General features: G+C 69.7%; 12 protein-coding genes. 8 read left to right on the forward strand and 4 right to left on the reverse strand.

What is annotated here, in order from left to right:
• The first annotated feature begins 50 nt into the window (after nt 1–50).
• From AB0M48_RS03875 to AB0M48_RS03900, 6 genes are read left to right on the forward strand one after another with little or no spacing between them, the layout of a single operon-like run.
• Complete coding sequence (locus AB0M48_RS03875) at nt 51–3857, forward strand: discoidin domain-containing protein (protein WP_363835775.1); 3807 nt, start codon at nt 51–53, stop codon at nt 3855–3857.
• 25 nt (nt 3858–3882) lie between these two features.
• Nucleotides 3883–7212 carry a CARDB domain-containing protein gene (locus AB0M48_RS03880; protein ID WP_363835776.1) on the forward strand — a complete coding sequence of 1110 codons (3330 nt, stop codon included), beginning with the start codon at nt 3883–3885 and terminating at the stop codon, nt 7210–7212.
• Between the two features lie 52 nt (nt 7213–7264).
• Nucleotides 7265–8116 (forward strand): universal stress protein, encoded by an 852-nt coding sequence (locus AB0M48_RS03885; RefSeq protein WP_363835777.1) that lies wholly within the window; start codon nt 7265–7267, stop codon nt 8114–8116.
• Nucleotides 8117–8122: 6 nt separating this feature from the next.
• Nucleotides 8123–8542, forward strand: coding sequence for a hypothetical protein (locus tag AB0M48_RS03890; RefSeq protein ID WP_363835778.1), 420 nt, complete (start codon nt 8123–8125; stop codon nt 8540–8542).
• A gap of 50 nt (nt 8543–8592) precedes the next feature.
• The gene (locus AB0M48_RS03895; protein WP_363835779.1) at nt 8593–9075 is read left to right on the forward strand and encodes a hypothetical protein; all 483 of its coding nucleotides are present in this window, start codon (nt 8593–8595) and stop codon (nt 9073–9075) included.
• Complete coding sequence (locus tag AB0M48_RS03900) at nt 9075–9347, forward strand: hypothetical protein (RefSeq protein WP_363835780.1); 273 nt, start codon at nt 9075–9077, stop codon at nt 9345–9347. The genes AB0M48_RS03895 and AB0M48_RS03900 overlap by 1 nt, the downstream gene beginning before the upstream one ends.
• A 48-nt stretch (nt 9348–9395) precedes the next feature.
• Here AB0M48_RS03900 and AB0M48_RS03905 read toward each other — a convergent pair whose 3' ends face one another.
• From AB0M48_RS03905 to AB0M48_RS03915, 3 genes are all read right to left on the reverse strand, one after another.
• The gene (locus tag AB0M48_RS03905) at nt 9396–10331 is read right to left on the reverse strand and encodes an alpha/beta hydrolase (RefSeq protein ID WP_363835782.1); all 936 of its coding nucleotides are present in this window, start codon (nt 10329–10331) and stop codon (nt 9396–9398) included.
• A gap of 136 nt (nt 10332–10467) precedes the next feature.
• Nucleotides 10468–12468 carry a neutral/alkaline ceramidase gene (locus AB0M48_RS03910; RefSeq protein ID WP_363835783.1) on the reverse strand — a complete coding sequence of 667 codons (2001 nt, stop codon included), beginning with the start codon at nt 12466–12468 and terminating at the stop codon, nt 10468–10470.
• A 25-nt stretch (nt 12469–12493) separates the two neighbouring features.
• Entirely contained in the window at nt 12494–13354 is an 861-nt protein-coding gene (locus tag AB0M48_RS03915; RefSeq protein ID WP_363835784.1) for an EamA family transporter, read from the reverse strand.
• 69 nt (nt 13355–13423) lie between these two features.
• On the opposite strand from AB0M48_RS03915, the gene AB0M48_RS03920 reads away from it, so the two are divergent.
• Both AB0M48_RS03920 and AB0M48_RS03925 read left to right on the forward strand, forming a co-directional pair.
• On the forward strand, nt 13424–14275 hold the full coding sequence (locus AB0M48_RS03920) for a LysR family transcriptional regulator (RefSeq protein ID WP_363835785.1): 852 nt from the start codon (nt 13424–13426) through the stop codon (nt 14273–14275).
• An 80-nt stretch (nt 14276–14355) separates the two neighbouring features.
• Nucleotides 14356–14724 carry an AMP-binding protein gene (locus tag AB0M48_RS03925; protein ID WP_363835786.1) on the forward strand — a complete coding sequence of 123 codons (369 nt, stop codon included), beginning with the start codon at nt 14356–14358 and terminating at the stop codon, nt 14722–14724.
• Here AB0M48_RS03925 and AB0M48_RS03930 read toward each other — a convergent pair.
• On the reverse strand, nt 14721–15608 hold the full coding sequence (locus AB0M48_RS03930; RefSeq protein ID WP_363835787.1) for a LysR family transcriptional regulator: 888 nt from the start codon (nt 15606–15608) through the stop codon (nt 14721–14723). The two genes, AB0M48_RS03925 and AB0M48_RS03930, sit on opposite strands and share 4 nt — an antisense overlap.
• Between the last annotated feature and the right edge of the window lie 72 nt (nt 15609–15680).

Consider the following 15680-nt stretch of genomic DNA (forward strand, 5'->3'; position numbering starts at 1 on the left):
GAGGCGCGCCACACCCCCTCGCGTCCCCACCGAGAAGGGCCAAGCACGCCATGTCACCGACGACACGCGTCCGCTCCCTGCTAGCCCCGACAGCCGCACTGATCACCGCGGCGGCGACCCTGACCATCGTCCCCGCCGCCCAGGCCGCCCCTGTCAGCCTGGATCTGGCCGGACAGACCCGGATCGACCAGGTCACCCTCAGCGCCCCGAAGAACAGCACCGAGACGTTCGCCGTGCAGACGAGCCTGGACGGCAGAGGCTGGTCGACGCTGGTCGCGGAACGACCACACGACTTCAAGAACGGCAAGGTCACGTTCCAGGTCGATCCGACGCTGGTCCGGCACGTTCGTGCCACGAAGACCACGGCCAAGCTCGAGGTGCGCGGGGCCGCGGTGAGCGCGAACCTCCAGGCGGCGTACAGCGCGAGCAGCACCAACCAGAACTACGGGCCGGGCAACGCCGGCGACGGCAACCAGGGCACGTACTGGGAGAGCGCGAACAACGCGTTCCCGCAGTGGATCCAGGCCGATCTGGGCGCCGCCGTGAAGGCGGACCGGGTCGTGCTGAAGCTCCCGACCGGCGGCTGGGGCGCCCGCACCCAGACCCTCGCGGTCCAGAGCAGCACCGACGGCCAGAACTTCACGGACCTCGTCGCCTCCAGGGGCTACGAGTTCACCCCGTCCGCGAACAACACCGTCACCATCGACTTCACCGCCGCCACCACGCGGTACGTGCGGCTGCGGATCACCGCGAACACCGGCTGGCCGGCGGCCCAGCTCAGCGAGTTCGAGGTGCAGGGCCCCACCGGGGGTGACACGCAGGCACCGACCGCGCCGGGCAACCTCGCCCTCACCCAGCCGCACGCCGGGCAGATCCGGCTCACCTGGAACGCGAGCACGGACAACACGGGCGTCACCGCCTACGACGTCTACGCCAACGGCACGCTGCGGACCACGGTGACCGGCACGACCCACACCGACAGCCAGTCCGACGGCCTGCGCGTGAGCTACCACGTCGTCGCGAAGGACGCGGCCGGCAACCAGTCCCCCGCCAGCAACACCGTGACGCGCGAAGGCGCCACCGGCACGAACCTGGCGCAGGGCAAGCCCGTGACGGCGAACCACAACGTGCACGACTTCGTCGCCGCGAACGCCAACGACGGGAACGTGGGCTCCTACTGGGAGTCCAACGGGTTCCCCGGCACGCTGACCGTCCACCTGGGATCGAACGCGGACGTCGGCTCGGTCGTGGTCAAGCTCAACCCCGACTCGGCCTGGGGCGCCCGCACGCAGAACGTCGAGGTCCTCGGCCGCGAGCAGAACGCCACCGGCTTCACGAGCCTCGTCGCGGGCCGCGACCACCGCTTCGACCCGGCGGCCGGCAACACCGTCACGATCGGCGCGTCCGCGCGGGTGGCCGATCTCCAGCTGCGCGTCACGTCCAACACCGGTGCCCCCGGCGCGCAGGTGGCGGAGGTCCAGGTGGTCGGCACCCCTGCCCCGAATCCCGACCTCACCGTCACCACGACGTCGATCACGCCGGCCAGCCCCGTCGAGACCGACCAGATCACGCTGAACGCGACAGTCCGCAACGCGGGTTCAGCGGCGTCCGCCGCCACCGACGTGACGTTCTTCCTCGGCACCGCCAGTGTCGGCACGGCCCCGGTCGGTGCCCTGGCGGCAGGTGCGCAGGCCACCGTGAGCACCACGATCGCCGCCCGTCCCTCGGGCAGCTACGAGTACACGGCCAAGGTCGACGAGACCAAGAAGGTCGCGGAGCAGAACGAGACCAACAACGCCCGCATCCACCCGGACCCGCTGGTCGTGACGCCCGTCCCGAGCTCCGACCTGGTGGCCGTGCCGTCCTGGTCGCCGAGCAACCCGGCCGGCGGCCAGACCACGACGTTCAGCGTCGCGATCAAGAACCAGGGCACCATCGCCAGCGCGGCCGGCGCCCACGGCATCACGGTCACGATTCTCAACAGCAGCGGCCAGACCGTGCGCACGCTGACCGGCAGCCACACCGGCACGATCAACGCCGGCGCCACCACCGCCGCGGTCAACCTCGGCACGTGGCCCGCCGCCGACGGCCGTTACACGGTCCGCACGGTCATCGCCAACGACGGCAACGAGATCCCTGCCAAGCAGGGCAACAACACCAGTGAGCAGTCGCTGTTCATCGGCCGCGGTGCCAGCGTGCCGTGGCAGCACGTCGAGGCCGAGGACGCCACCGTCGGCGGTGGCGCGCAGGTCCTCAGTCCGAACAGGACGATCGGCGACCTCGCCGGTGAGGCGTCGGGCCGCCGTGCCGTCACGCTGAACGCCACCGGTCAGTCGGTCGAGTTCACGACGTCCGGCCCCACCAACACGCTCGTCACCCGGTTCTCCATCCCGGACAGCTCCGGGGGCGGCGGCATCACGTCGAACCTCAACGTCTACGTCAACGGCCAGTTCCACAAGGCCATCGACCTGACGTCGAAGTACATGTGGCAGTACGGCAACGAGGCCGAGCCCGGCAACTCGCCGGGAGCGGGCGGACCGCGCCACATCTACGACGAGGCGAACCTGATGCTCAACTCGACGTTCCCGGCGGGCACGAAGATCAAGCTGCAGAAGGACGCGGCCAACACCACGAACTACGCGATCGACTTCGTGAACTTCGAACAGGTGACGGCCGCCGCGAACCCTGATGCAGCGCGCTATGCCGTGCCCGCCGGGTTCACCCACCAGGACGTGCAGAACGCGCTCGACCGCGTCCGGATGGACACGACCGGCGCCCTGGTCGGCGTCTACCTGCCCGCGGGCACCTACCAGACGGCGCAGAAGTTCACCGTTTACGGCAAGGCCGTCCGGGTCGTCGGCGCGGGTCCCTGGTTCACGAGGTTCCAGGCCCCGCTCGCGCAGGAGAACACCGACATCGGCTTCAGCGCGCAGTCGTCCGCGAGCGGGTCGACGTTCAGCGGGTTCGCGGTGTTCGGCAACTACACCGCGCGCATCAACGGGCCGGGCAAGGTGTTCGACTTCGCCGGCGTGCAGAACATGACCATCGAGAACATCTGGGTCGAGCACATGATGTGCCTGTTCTGGGGCAACAACGTCGACAACAACGTCATCAGGGACAGCCGCATCCGCGACATGTACGCGGACGGCCTCAACCTGACCAACGGCTCGGCGGGCAACCGGATCTCCAACATCGAGGCCCGGTCGACCGGTGACGACGCGTTCGCGCTGTTCGCCGCCACCGACCGCGGTGGCAGCGGCCAGCAGAACAACGTCTTCGAGAACCTCTCGGTGCTGACCCCGTGGCGCGCGGCCGGTCTCGCGGTCTACGGCGGCAAGCTCAACACGTTCCGCAACATCTACGTGGCGGACACGCTCACCTACTCCGCCGTGACGATCAGCTCGCTCGACTTCGGGTACCCGATGGAGGACTTCGGGCCCGAGCCGACGACGTTCAGCGGGCTCACGCTCGTCCGGTCCGGCGGCCACTTCTGGGGCGCGCAGACGTTCGGCGCGATCTGGATGTTCTCCGCCTCCAAGAAGTACACCGGGATCCGGATGAACGACGTCGAGATCATCGATCCGACGTACAGCGGAATCATGTTCCAGACGAAGTACAACGGTGCCGCCGAGAACGTCTTCCAGGACACGGTGCTGTCCAACGTGAGCATCTCCGGTGCGCGCAAGAGCGGTGACGCCTTCGACGCCAAGTCCGGTTTCGGCCTGTGGGCCAACGAGATGCCGGAGCAGGGTCAGGGCCCGGCCGTCGGTGAGGTCACGTTCAACGACCTCAGGTTCAGCGACAACTACCAGGACATCAGGAACACGACGTCCACCTTCAAGATCACTATCAACTGATTTCCCTGCCGCGAAGGACAAGTCGATGAAAACCACGCTATTCAGGCGTGCGGTGAGCGCTGCCCTCGTCAGCGCCCTCGCACTGTTCGGATTGACACCCACGGCAGGAGCGGCGGTCGTCAGGCTGTCCGCGAACCTGACCGCGTCCAGCGCCAACGGCCCGTACGGCGCCGGCAACGCCGGTGACGGCAACCAGGGCAGCTACTGGGAGAGCGCGAACGGCGCGTTCCCCCAGTGGATCCAGGCCGACCTGGGCGCCGCGAAGAGCGTCAGCAAGGTCGTGCTGCGCCTGCCCTCGAACTGGGAGCAGCGCACGCAAACGCTTGCTGTGCAAGGAAGTTCCACCGGCTCGCAGTTCAGCGACATCGTCGGCTCCGGCGGGCGGGTCTTCTCCCCCGGCTCGGGCAACACGGTGACGCTGGACTTCCCGGCCACCAGCACCCGGTACGTGCGCGTCACGATCACCGCGAACACCGGCTGGGCCGCCGCCCAGCTCAGCGAGTTCGAGGTGCACGGCGAGTCAGGACCGGTCGACCCGCCGCCTCCCGGGGACAACCTCGCGGCGGGCAAGCCGGTCGAGGAGTCCGGGCACGTGCACACCTACGTGCCGGGCAACGCGGTCGACGGCAACACCGGCACGTACTGGGAGTCCAGCGGCCTGCCCGGTCACCTGACCGCGAAGCTGGGCTCGAACGCGGACGTCACCTCGGTCGTCGTCAAGCTCAACCCCGATGGCGCATGGGGTGCGCGCACGCAGAACTTCGAGGTGCTCGGCCGTGAGGCGAGCGCGTCGGCGTTCGGCACCCTGAAGGCACGCGCCGACTACCGGTTCGACCCGGCCACCGGCAACACCGTCACCATCCCGGTGAGCGGCAGGGCCTCGGACGTGCGACTGCACTTCTACTCGAACACCGGCGCGCCCGGCGGCCAGGTCGCCGAGTTCCAGGTGTTCGGTGCCTCCGCACCGGCGCCCGACCTGACCGTCACGAACCTGACGTGGACGCCGGCGAGCCCGAGCGAGGCCGATGCGATCAGGCTCACCGCCACCGTGCGCAACGGCGGCACCGTGGCGTCCGGCGCGACGACGCTGAACGTCACGCTCGGCGGCACCGCCGCGGGCGCCGCCCAGGTCGGCGGGCTCGCTCCCGGTGCCACGGCCACCGTCACCGTCGACGCCGGCCGGCGGGGCGCCGGGTCCTACGCGGCCGCGGCCACGGTCGACCCGGCCAACCAGGTCGCGGAGACCAACGAGGGCAACAACACCTTCACCGCCGGCTCTCCCCTGGTCGTCGGCCAGGCACCGGGACCGGACCTGCAGATCGCCGGTGTCACGCCGAACCCGTCGTCCCCGGCGGCGGGCCAGCAGGTGACGTTCGCGGTGCAGGTCACCAACCGCGGCACGTCGGCGGCGGGCGCTTCGGTGACCCGCGTGGCCGTCGGCGGCAGCACGCTCAACGCCAACACCGGAGCGATCAACGCCGGTCAGACCGTCACGGTCAACGTCGGCACCTGGACCGCCACCAACGGCGGTGCCACGGCCACCGCGACGGCGGACGCCACCGGCCAGGTCGCGGAGACCAACGAGAACAACAACACCGCGACCCAGTCCGTTGTGGTCGGACGGGGCGCGTCCGTGCCGTTCACGAGCTACGAGGCGGAAGCGGGCCGGTACCAGGGCACGCTGCTGCAGGCCGACGCGGAGCGCACGTTCGGGCACACCAACTTCGGGTCCGAGTCCTCGGGCCGCAAGTCGGTGCGCCTCGACGCGCAGGGCCAGTTCGTGGAGATCACCTCGACGGTCAGCACCAACTCGATCGTCGTGCGCAACTCGATCCCGGACGCCGCCGCGGGCGGTGGCCAGGAGGCGACGATCAGCCTCTACGCGAACGACCAGTTCGTGCAGAAGCTGACCCTGTCCTCGCGCCACAGCTGGCTCTACGGCACGACCGACGACCCCGAGGGCCTCACGAACCGTCCGGGTGGCGACGCCCGCAGGCTGTTCGACGAGACCTCCCAGCTGCTGGCCTCCAGCTACCCGGCGGGCACCAAGTTCAAGCTGCAGCGCGATTCCGGTGACAGCGCCCAGTTCTACGTCATCGACCTGATCGACCTGGAGCAGGTCGCGCCGGCCGCGCAGAAGCCCGCGGACTGCGTCTCGATCACGCAGTACGGCGCCACGCCGAACGACCAGACCGACGACGCCGACGCGATCCAGCGCGCGGTCACGGCCGACCAGACCGGCCAGATCCCGTGCGTCTGGATCCCGGAGGGCAGGTTCCGCCAGGAGAAGAAGATCCTGACCCAGTCCGGCAGCGGCGGCCACAACCAGGTCGGCATCCGCAACGCCACCATCCGCGGCGCGGGCATGTGGCACTCGCAGCTGTTCAGCCTGATCCAGCCGCAGGACGCGGGCACGATCAACCACCCGCACGAGGGCAACTTCGGGTTCGACATCGACGACAACACGCAGATCTCCGACATCGCGATCTTCGGCTCCGGCCGGATCCGCGGCGGTGACGGCAACGCGGAGGGCGGCGTCGGCCTCAACGGCCGGTTCGGCAAGAACACCAGGATCACCAACGTGTGGATCGAGCACGCCAACGTCGGTGTCTGGGTGGGCCGCGACTACAGCAACCTGCCCGAGCTCTGGAACCCCGGTGACGGCCTGCAGTTCAGCGGCATGCGCATCCGCGACACGTACGCCGACGGCATCAACTTCACCAACGGCACGCGCAACTCCACGGTGTTCAACTCGTCGTTCCGCACCACGGGCGACGACGCACTCGCGGTGTGGGCGTCGAAGTACGTGAAGGACCAGAACCTGGATGCCGGCAGCGGCAACGCCTTCCTCAACAACACGATCGCGTTGCCGTGGCGTGCCAACGGAATCGCGATCTACGGCGGGTCGAACAACCGAGCGGAGAACAACATCATCTCCGACACGGCCAACTACCCGGGCATCATGCTGGCGACCGACCACGACCCGCTGCCGTTCGGCGGGACGACGACGCTCGCCAACAACGCCCTGCACCGCACGGGTGGCGCGTTCTGGGGTGAGGCGCAGGAGTTCGGCGCCATCACGCTGTTCTCGCAGAACCTGCCGATCCCCGGCGTCGTCATCCGCGACACCGAGATCCTGGACTCCACCTACGACGGGATCCAGTTCAAGGGCGGCGGCAGCGGCATGCCGGACGTCCAGATCACCAACGTCCGCATCGACAAGTCCAACAACGGCTCCGGCATCCTCGCGATGGCCCAGGCCCGCGGCTCGGCGCGACTGACGAACGTCACCATCACCAACTCCCGGGACGGTGACATCACCATCGAACCGGGCTCGCAGTTCGTGATCAACTAGATCGCATTTGAAACCACCTCCGATCGGGTATGCCCCGGTCGGAGGTGGTCTCATGTCCACGGTCGTTGTGGGATTCGACGGTTCCGACCTTGCCCGGCGCGCGGTGCACTTCGGTGCCGAGGAAGCTTCCCGCCGTGGTGCGGCTCTGCAGGTCGTGCACGCCGTACGCGCTCCCCTGCCGGAGCCCGTCTTCACACCGATGTCCATCCCGGTGCCGGAGTTCGTCACCGAGGAGACGATGTCCAGGGCAGCCGAGGACCACCTCACCGAGCTCGCGGCCGAGATCAGGCAGAACTGGCCGGACCTCGCGGTGGCCACGCACGTGCGCATCGGCCGTCCGGCCGACGTTCTCGCCGCCGAACCCGGCGACCTGCTCGTGCTCGGCTCCTCGGGTCGCACGGGCATCGCGGAGATGTTCCTGGGCTCCACCGCCATCGAGCTCGTGGCGACGGGCGGGCGCCCGGTGATCGTGACCCGTTCCGGCCCCCGTGACGGCCGTGTGGTCGTCGGCGTCGACGGCTCCGAGACCTCCACGGACGCGATCGCGTTCGCCTTCGAGCACGCCGCCCACCACGGCCGCGACCTGCTCGCCATCCACGCGTGGAACGACGTCGGCTGGGCCGAACTGCCCGAGCAGGACTTCGACCACGTCCGCGTCGACCTGGCCAAGGTGCTGGACGAACACCTGGCCCCCCACGCCGCGCGCTGGCCTGATGTGCACGTGGCACAGGAGGTCGCGTTCGACGCTCCCGCCCGCGCATTGCTCCAGGCGGCCGATGGCGCGGCCCTGATCGCGGTCGGCAGTCACGGCCGTGGCGCGATGAGGCGTGCAATTCTGGGTTCAGTCAGCCACGCTGTGCTCCACCACGCGCCGTGCCCGGTCGCCGTGGTTCATCGGAGGTGACGTGACATGCGCCGGTTAGCGGCCGCGCTGCTGTGCCTGGTGCTGGCGTCGTGCGGCCAAGTGCCGCCGCCACAGACGCCTGCGTCGAGCACTCCCACCACCGACACGTCCACGCCGAGCATTCCCGCGCCGTTGCCACCGTCGTCGACTCCGCTGTCGGCCGCGACCACGCCGCCTCCGCTGCCCACGCCGTCGCGGGCGCTGGAGCCGGTCGTGACGACGCTGCGGGGCACCGTCTCGGGCGGCGTCGAGTCCGGCTGCACTCTTCTGACCAGCGGTGGCCAGCACTACCTGCTGCTCGGCGCCGACCCCGCGATCGCGGTGGCGGGCGCCGAGGTGGAGGTGACCGGGCGGGCTGATCCCGGTGGGATGACGACGTGCCAGCAGGGCACGCCGTTCCACGTCACCAGCACCCGGAGCGGCTGACCACCCGTTCGGGTCACGCTGCGCTGCGCCGATCGGCGGATGATGGGCCGGTGGAGAGCGGAGAGCCGGACAGACGGCTCGAACTGGTGTTCTCGGAGTCCCTGCGGGCGCTGAGCTACCAGCAGGGCGCCCTCGACAACCTCCGCTCGCGGGTCACGCTGCTGACCGCGGGCGCGGCTCTCGTCAGCTCCTCGTTCGTGGGCACGGCGTTGCAGTCCCCTCGCTGGGGCGCGGCCACGGTCGTCGCGATCACCGCGATGACCGGCGTCCTCGTCCTCGCACTGGTGATCTGCGCGCCGGTCTGGCGGTGGACGTTCCTGTCCAGCGCGTCACGGCTGCTGGGTGCGGTCGACCTCGGGCACGACCTCGACTCGATGCGACGGCATCTCGCGGCCGACTTCGAACAGTGGCTCGACGCCAACGAGAAGAAGCTCCGCAAGCTGCAGTGGTGCTTCGTGGCCGCCCTCGTGCTCCTGCTCGTCGAGGTGTCGGCGTGGTCTGTGCAGCTCGCTCAGATGAAGGGGTGGCCGTGATGGCCGAGAAACCCGATGAAACAGGTGGTTCCGCCGAGATCGGCCCGGCGCCGTGGCCGGTGGTGGGCCGAAGCATGATCAATTACGACGCCCCGGCAGCCCCCGGCCCGGCGACCGGCCAGTTCCCCGCCCAGGTGGGCAGTGCGCCCCACGAGGACGAACGAGCCGGCGTGCGGTGGCCTCGGGTCGCGCTCGTGCTGACCGGGCTGGTCCTGCTCGTCGCGGCGACTGCAGCGCTGGTGGTGCTCGTGGTCGTGCCGTGGTTCTCCTGACGCCGTTCGGCCCCGCTCCACTCGGGGAACGGGGCCGGGAACCGGTGCCTACTTCTGGAGCGCCTCGCGGAGGAACGCGACGGCCTGGTTGATCGCGGCCTCGGCGGCGTGCGTGCCGCGCAACGCGTTCAGCATCACGAAGTCGTGGATCGCACCGGCGTACCGGACGGCGGTGACGGGCACGCCGGCCTCGCGCAGCTTGTCGGCGTAGGCCTCGCCCTCGTCGCGCAGCACGTCGGCCTCCGCGGTGATCACGAGTGCCTGCGGCAGGCCGGCGAGCTGCTCCCTGGTGGCGCGCAACGGGGACGCGGTGATCTCGGCGCGCTCGACCGGGTTCGTCGTGTACTGGTCCCAGAACCACTGCATGCCGTCGCGGCGCAGGAAGTAGCCCTCGGCGAACTGCAGGTACGAGTCGGTGTCGAAGGACGCGTCGGTCACCGGGTAGAAGAGCACCTGGGCCTTCAGCGCGATGTCGCCGCGTTCCTTGGCCTGCAACGTCAGCGCGGCGGCCATGTTGCCGCCGACCGAGTCACCGGCCACCGCGACGCGGGAGATGTCGAGGCCGTGCTCGGCGCCGTTGCTCTGGATCCACTGCGCGGTGGCGTAGTTCTGGTTGATCGCGACCGGGTAGCGGGCCTCGGGCGAGAGCGAGTACTCGGGGAAGACGACGGCGGCGCCGGCACCGACGGCGAGCTCGCGGACCAGGCGGTCGTGGGTGTGGGCGTTGCCGAAGACCCAGCCGGCGCCGTGGATGTAGAGGATGACCGGGAGCTGACCTTCAACACCGGCGGGCTTGACCACGCGGACCTTGAAGCCGTCCAGCTCGACCCACTGCTCGTCGATCTCGGGCTTGTCCACCGCACCCGACTGCACCTCGTCGACGGCCTTGCGGCCCTCCTCCGGGGCGATCTCGAACAGGAACGGCGGCGTGGCGGTGGCGGCGGCGAACTCGGCGGCGGCGGGTTCGAGAACGGGGCGCTTCATGGCTTCCTCCTGGCGTTCCGGGGTGATGCCATAAAGCTAGTGCGCGATTAAATCGTGCACAACGTAATCACAACCTCATCGGCTTCGGGAATAAAGGACGGCCCCTGCCCGAACGGGGCAGGGGCCGTCACTCGGCCTAGCCGACGGTGAAGGTTGTCGTGGCGCCGGTGAAGCCGGTGATCTTGCCGGTCCAGCCGCTCTTCTCGTCGCCGTGGTGCACGATCCGGTAGGTGCCGGCGGGGGTGTCCGCCGGGATCTGCCAGGTGATCGTGGCGTTGGAGAAGGCGATGCCGACCCGTTCCCACTTGTAGCGCGTCGACCAGTCGCCGTCGTCGGCGACGCGCGTCCACTGGCCGTTCACCTGCCGCTGCACCTCCAGGAAGGTGTGGTTGCGGTGCAGGTTGTTCTTCGGGTGGCCGGTGACGAACACCGAGGTGACGGTCTCGCCGCGACCGTAGGACGCCTTGGGCGCGATCAGGACGTCGCCGTACCTCTTGTCCGCGGGCTTGTCGTCGAGCACGACACCGGTCTGCAGGTTGATGTCGGTGAACGGCGGCTTGCCGGGGTTCGGGCCGGCGGGCAGGGTGGTCCCCGCCCTCATCGACGCGGCGAGCTTGGCGAACTCCTGCTGGTAGGCCGGGGTCGTGTTGCGGCCGAACAGCGTCGAGCCGCCCTCGTACTGCTGCGAGTCGTACTCCTCCGGCGTGGTGACGTACTGGCTGTAGTCGTTGGCGTAGCCCTGGATCAGCACGTTCCGCAGCGGCACACCGGCCTCGGCGGCCACCGCCTTGCGGATGCGCAGGCCCGCGGTGATCGTGACCTCACCGGGCACCGCGACGAGGTGGAACTGTCCGATGCGGACGATCTGCAGCGGCACGATGTTCGGCGTGGCGCCGATCAGACCCGTCGGCACCAGGGACGCCTTGGGGAACTGGCAGTCCCGCAGCCACTGCGGAACCTCCATCTGCAACGGCTCGAAGAGCTTCTTCCACGGCGACTGCATGCCCTCGGAGAAGCCGGGGATCGCCGGGCCGTCCTCGATGCTGCCCGCGATCGTGGACGCGCCGACGACGCCGGAGCACGTCGTGCCGGGCTGACCGGTGTCGGTGTAGCGGCCCTCGACCCGCACGGCCGACATGTCCACGAACCGCATCCGCGAGTCGACGCCGCCCGTGATCGCGGACTGCGGGCCGCGGTAGACCTCCTGCGCCTTGCGGTTCTGGCGCTCGCCGATGATCCGGGCGTTCTCCCACTCGTTCTCGGTGGGGCCGGAGCCGGGCTTCAGGTTGAGGTTCGGCGACATGTCGCCGGCGTTGGTGTTCGGGAACGCCGCCACGAAGTCCGCGGTGTCGTCCAGGTACCGCACGCCTTCGTCGTCGTGCTCCCACTGGTACGCCGCGTATCCCTTGTTGTCCGGGCTGATCAGCGTGTTGGCGTTGGTGATCGACGTGTTGTGCGTGGCGAACCAGCTGATCGCGCCGACGTTCTCGGTGCCCTGCTTGAACTTCAGCACGGTCATCTGCGGGTCGATGCCGGCCGGGAAGGCACCCTTGTCGGGGTTGCGGTCGAACGCGACGCGCGAGCGGTTGACCGACGCGTTCGTGAGCTCGCCGATGCCGAGGCTGATCGAGCCGGGCTTCACGTCCTCGTGCGCCTCGACGACCGACTCGGCGATGCCGTCGACCACGGCGGCCAGCGCCTGCGGCTGCATGCCGAGGATCGACAGGTTGTAGGCGAGGTTGTGCGACTGCCCGCCGGGGCCGCTGTGCGTGTGCGTGGCGGAGAGCAGCAGGTTGTCGCGCGTGTAGGTGCTGCCGTACTTCGCCTGCAGCTTGGTGAGCACGCCCTCCTGGACCGCGCGGAAGATCATCGCGAGGTCGGCGTTGACGTACGCGACGCGCTTGTTCGTGGCGCGGTCGACCACGACGTAGGCCCGCGACCGCAGCCGCTGGTGGATGCCCGTCGTCTTCTGGTCGAACTTGGAGTAGCCCATCATGCCGTTCTCGGCGGCCGGGCCGGTGACGTCGGAGATGCCCCGGCCCACCAGGTACGGCTCGGGTTCGGCCCACGCGAACGGGCCGCTGACCAGCGCCGCACCGACGAGTGCGGCGACCACCGTCAAGACTTTCGTCCGCATGAGCACCCCGCTAAGTGAATTGGATTCACATTTCGGGTTTGACGGTAGGTGATCCAGACCACTTCGAGCAAGTCACCGCGAGTGCGTTGGCGGTGACCACGAGCAAGATTCCAGCCCAGTGGTGGAGCTCGAGCGTCTCCCCCAGCACCACGAGCCCCGCCAGTGCCGCCAGCACCGGGTGCACGCTCATCGCCAGCCCGAACAGGCGCGCGGGCACCTTCCGCAACGCGATCACGTCGACGGCGTAGGGCACGACGCTGCAGAACACGCCCGCGCCGACCGCGTACAGGATCGACATCCCGGTCAGCTTCCCGTGCACCACCAGCAGCACCGCGACCGGGACGTAGAGCGTCGCCGACATCGCGGTCGTGACGGCGGGCGCCTGCAGGCCGGGCAGCCGGGCGCCGACCAGGCGGTTGAGCAAAATGTACGCGGCCCAGCAGCCCGCGGCGAGCAGGCCGAGCCCGACCCCGAGGTAGTCACTGCTGGGACCCGGCAGCACCAGCACGTACACGCCGACGGCGGCGATCAGCACGAACAGGAAGTCCTGGCGCGTGCGTGAGCCGGCCAGCGCGACACCGAGCGGCCCGAGCACCTCCAGCGTGACGGCGAGGCCGAGGCCGATGCGGTCGATCGCCATGTAGAGGCTGAGGTTCATGGTGGCGAACACGAGACCGAGCGCGATCGTCGGCCACCACTGCGCCCAGGTGAATCTTCGCAGGTTCGGCCGGGCCATCGGGAGCAGCACCGCGGCGGCCACGAACTGGCGCACCGCCACGACACCGGCCGGACCGATGGTGGCGAACGCGTGCGCGCCCACGGCGGCGCCGATCTGGTTGCTGGCCGCGCTCGCGGTCATCGTGGCGAATCCACCGAGGCTCTTCATGCCACCCAGCCTGCGGTCCCGGCTTTGATGCGGGAAATGCATCAGCCGCGTCAGCTATACGCTGCACGTATGGATCTGCGGCACCTGCGGGCGTTCGTGGCGGTGGTCGACGCCGGCACGTTCACCGACGCGGCAAAGGAACTCGACCTGACCCAGGCGTCGGTGTCCCGTTCGGTCGCCGCACTGGAGACAGCGCTCGGCGTGCGGCTGCTGCAACGCTCCACCCGGCACGTCGCGCTCACCGCCGTGGGCACCCAGGTGCTCGACGGCGCCCGGCGCGTGCTGGACGAGGTCGCCCACCTGCACCGGATCGCGTCGCAGTCGCTGACCGAACTGCGGATCGGCTACGCCTGGTCGGCACTCGGCAAGCACACCCGGCGCGTGCAGAAGGCCTGGGCCGCAACGCATCCGGGGCTGCCGCTGGTGTTCGTGCAGTCGAACTCGCTGACCGCCGGGCTCGCGGAGGGCATGGCCGACGTCGCGGTCGTGCGCAAGGCACTCGACGACGCGCGGTTCGAGACGGCGCTGCTCGGCACCGAGCGGCGCTACGGCGTGGTCGCGACGGACAACCCGTTGGCGCGCAAGCGTTCGCTGAAGCTCGCCGACCTCGCCCGCTACTCGCTCGCGGTGGACGACCGGACCGGGACGACCACCCTGGACCTGTGGCAGCCCGGCAAGGCTCCCGCCGTCGTGCGCAGCACCCGCAGCGTCGACGAGTGGCTGACGTTGATCGCCGCCGGGCAGGCCGTCGGCATGACGTCGGAGGCGACCGCGAGCCTGAACCCCCGTCCCGGCGTGGCCTACCGGGCCGTGGTGGACGCGCCGCCGATCGCGGTGTGGCTGGCGTGGTGGAAGGACCAGCCGCCCCGCCACCTGACCGACCTGATCACGCTGGCGTGCGACGCCTATCGCGCGGTGTGAGGAAGCGCTGCCAGACCAGGGAAATGAGTGGAAGGTTCTGCCCTCTCGCCCGCCGGGAAGCTCACTTAGGGTGATCTTCCATGGACGGGCTGATGCAACCCCGGCCGCTCACCCTCGCGCACGTTCTGGAGCGCGCCGAGCGGCTGTACGCGCACAAGCAGGTCGTGACGGCCGGGGTCGAGCGCGTCACGTACGCCGAGGTGGCCGAGCAGACCCGGCGCCTCGCCACCGCACTCGACTCGCTCGGCGTGCCGGCCGGTGCCCGCGTCGCCACGTTCGCGACCAACACACGGCGCCACCTGGAGCTGTACCTCGCGGTGCCGATCACCAAGCGGGTGCTGCACTCCCTCAACATCCGGCTGTCGGCGGAGCACCTCGAGTACCCGGGCTGGCCCCGTTACCGCGCAGGCGATCCGGACAGCGCGTCGAGCTTCACCTGCACGCGCTAGCGGTCGAGGAACTCGTGCACCACAGCGATCAACGCCCTGGCCGCCGCGGCCGGGGCGCGGTCCGCCGGTCTCGCCAGCCCGATGGGCCAGCGCAGGTCGGCGCCCGTGACCTTGAGCGTGGTGACGCCCTGCGCGTCGCCGAGGACGTAGCTCGGCAGCAGCGCGATGCCCAGTCCGTTGCGGACGTAGTCGACGCCGGTGAAGATGTCGGACATCTCCAGGGTCACCCGCCGGGGCACGGCGCAGGCGGCGAACGCCCGGTCGGCCACCGCCCGGTTGCCGTAGCCCAGCGGTGAGTCGATGAAGTCCATGCCGGCGAGGTCTGCGATCGACACCCCGGCCCTGGCGGCGAGCGGGTGGTCGTCCGGCACGACCAGGTCCATGACCGAGTGGGCCAGCTCGTCGAGGACGATGCCGTCCGGCAACTCGCCCGGCAACGACACGAAGGCGAGGTCGAGCCTGCGGTCCAGCAACTGCTCGACCAGGCCCGCCGACCCCGCGGTCGCCGCACTCGTGCGCACCAGCACCCCGGGGTGGCGGCGGTGGAACTCGCCGAGGAGCCCGGGCAGGTCGATGAGGGTCATCGCGGTCAGCGTGCCGATCCGCACGGTGCCCTTCAACCCGCCCTTGACCTGGGCCACCGCGTCCCTCGCTTCGGTGGCGGCGTCCAGGACCGCCTGAGCCTTCGGCAGCAGCGCCTCCCCCGCGTCGGTGAGCAGGACGCGCTGGGAGTTGCGGTCGAGCAGCGCCGCGCCCAGCTCGCGTTCGAGGGTCTTGATCGCGGCCGAGACGGCGGACTGCACGACGTGCACGCGGGCGGCGGCACGGGTGAAGCTGCTCTCTTCCGCGACCGCGACGAAGTACTCGAGCTGACGAAGGTCCACACCAGCGAGTATCTCAGGAAGTGATGATGCCCAGCTCCAACTTTCGTTGGACGAGATGCTTGCTGGCCCGCA

The sequence above is a fragment of the Lentzea sp. NPDC051208 genome (genome assembly GCF_040682435.1).
GTDB classification, from domain to species: Bacteria; Actinomycetota; Actinomycetes; order Mycobacteriales; family Pseudonocardiaceae; genus Lentzea; species Lentzea kristufekii.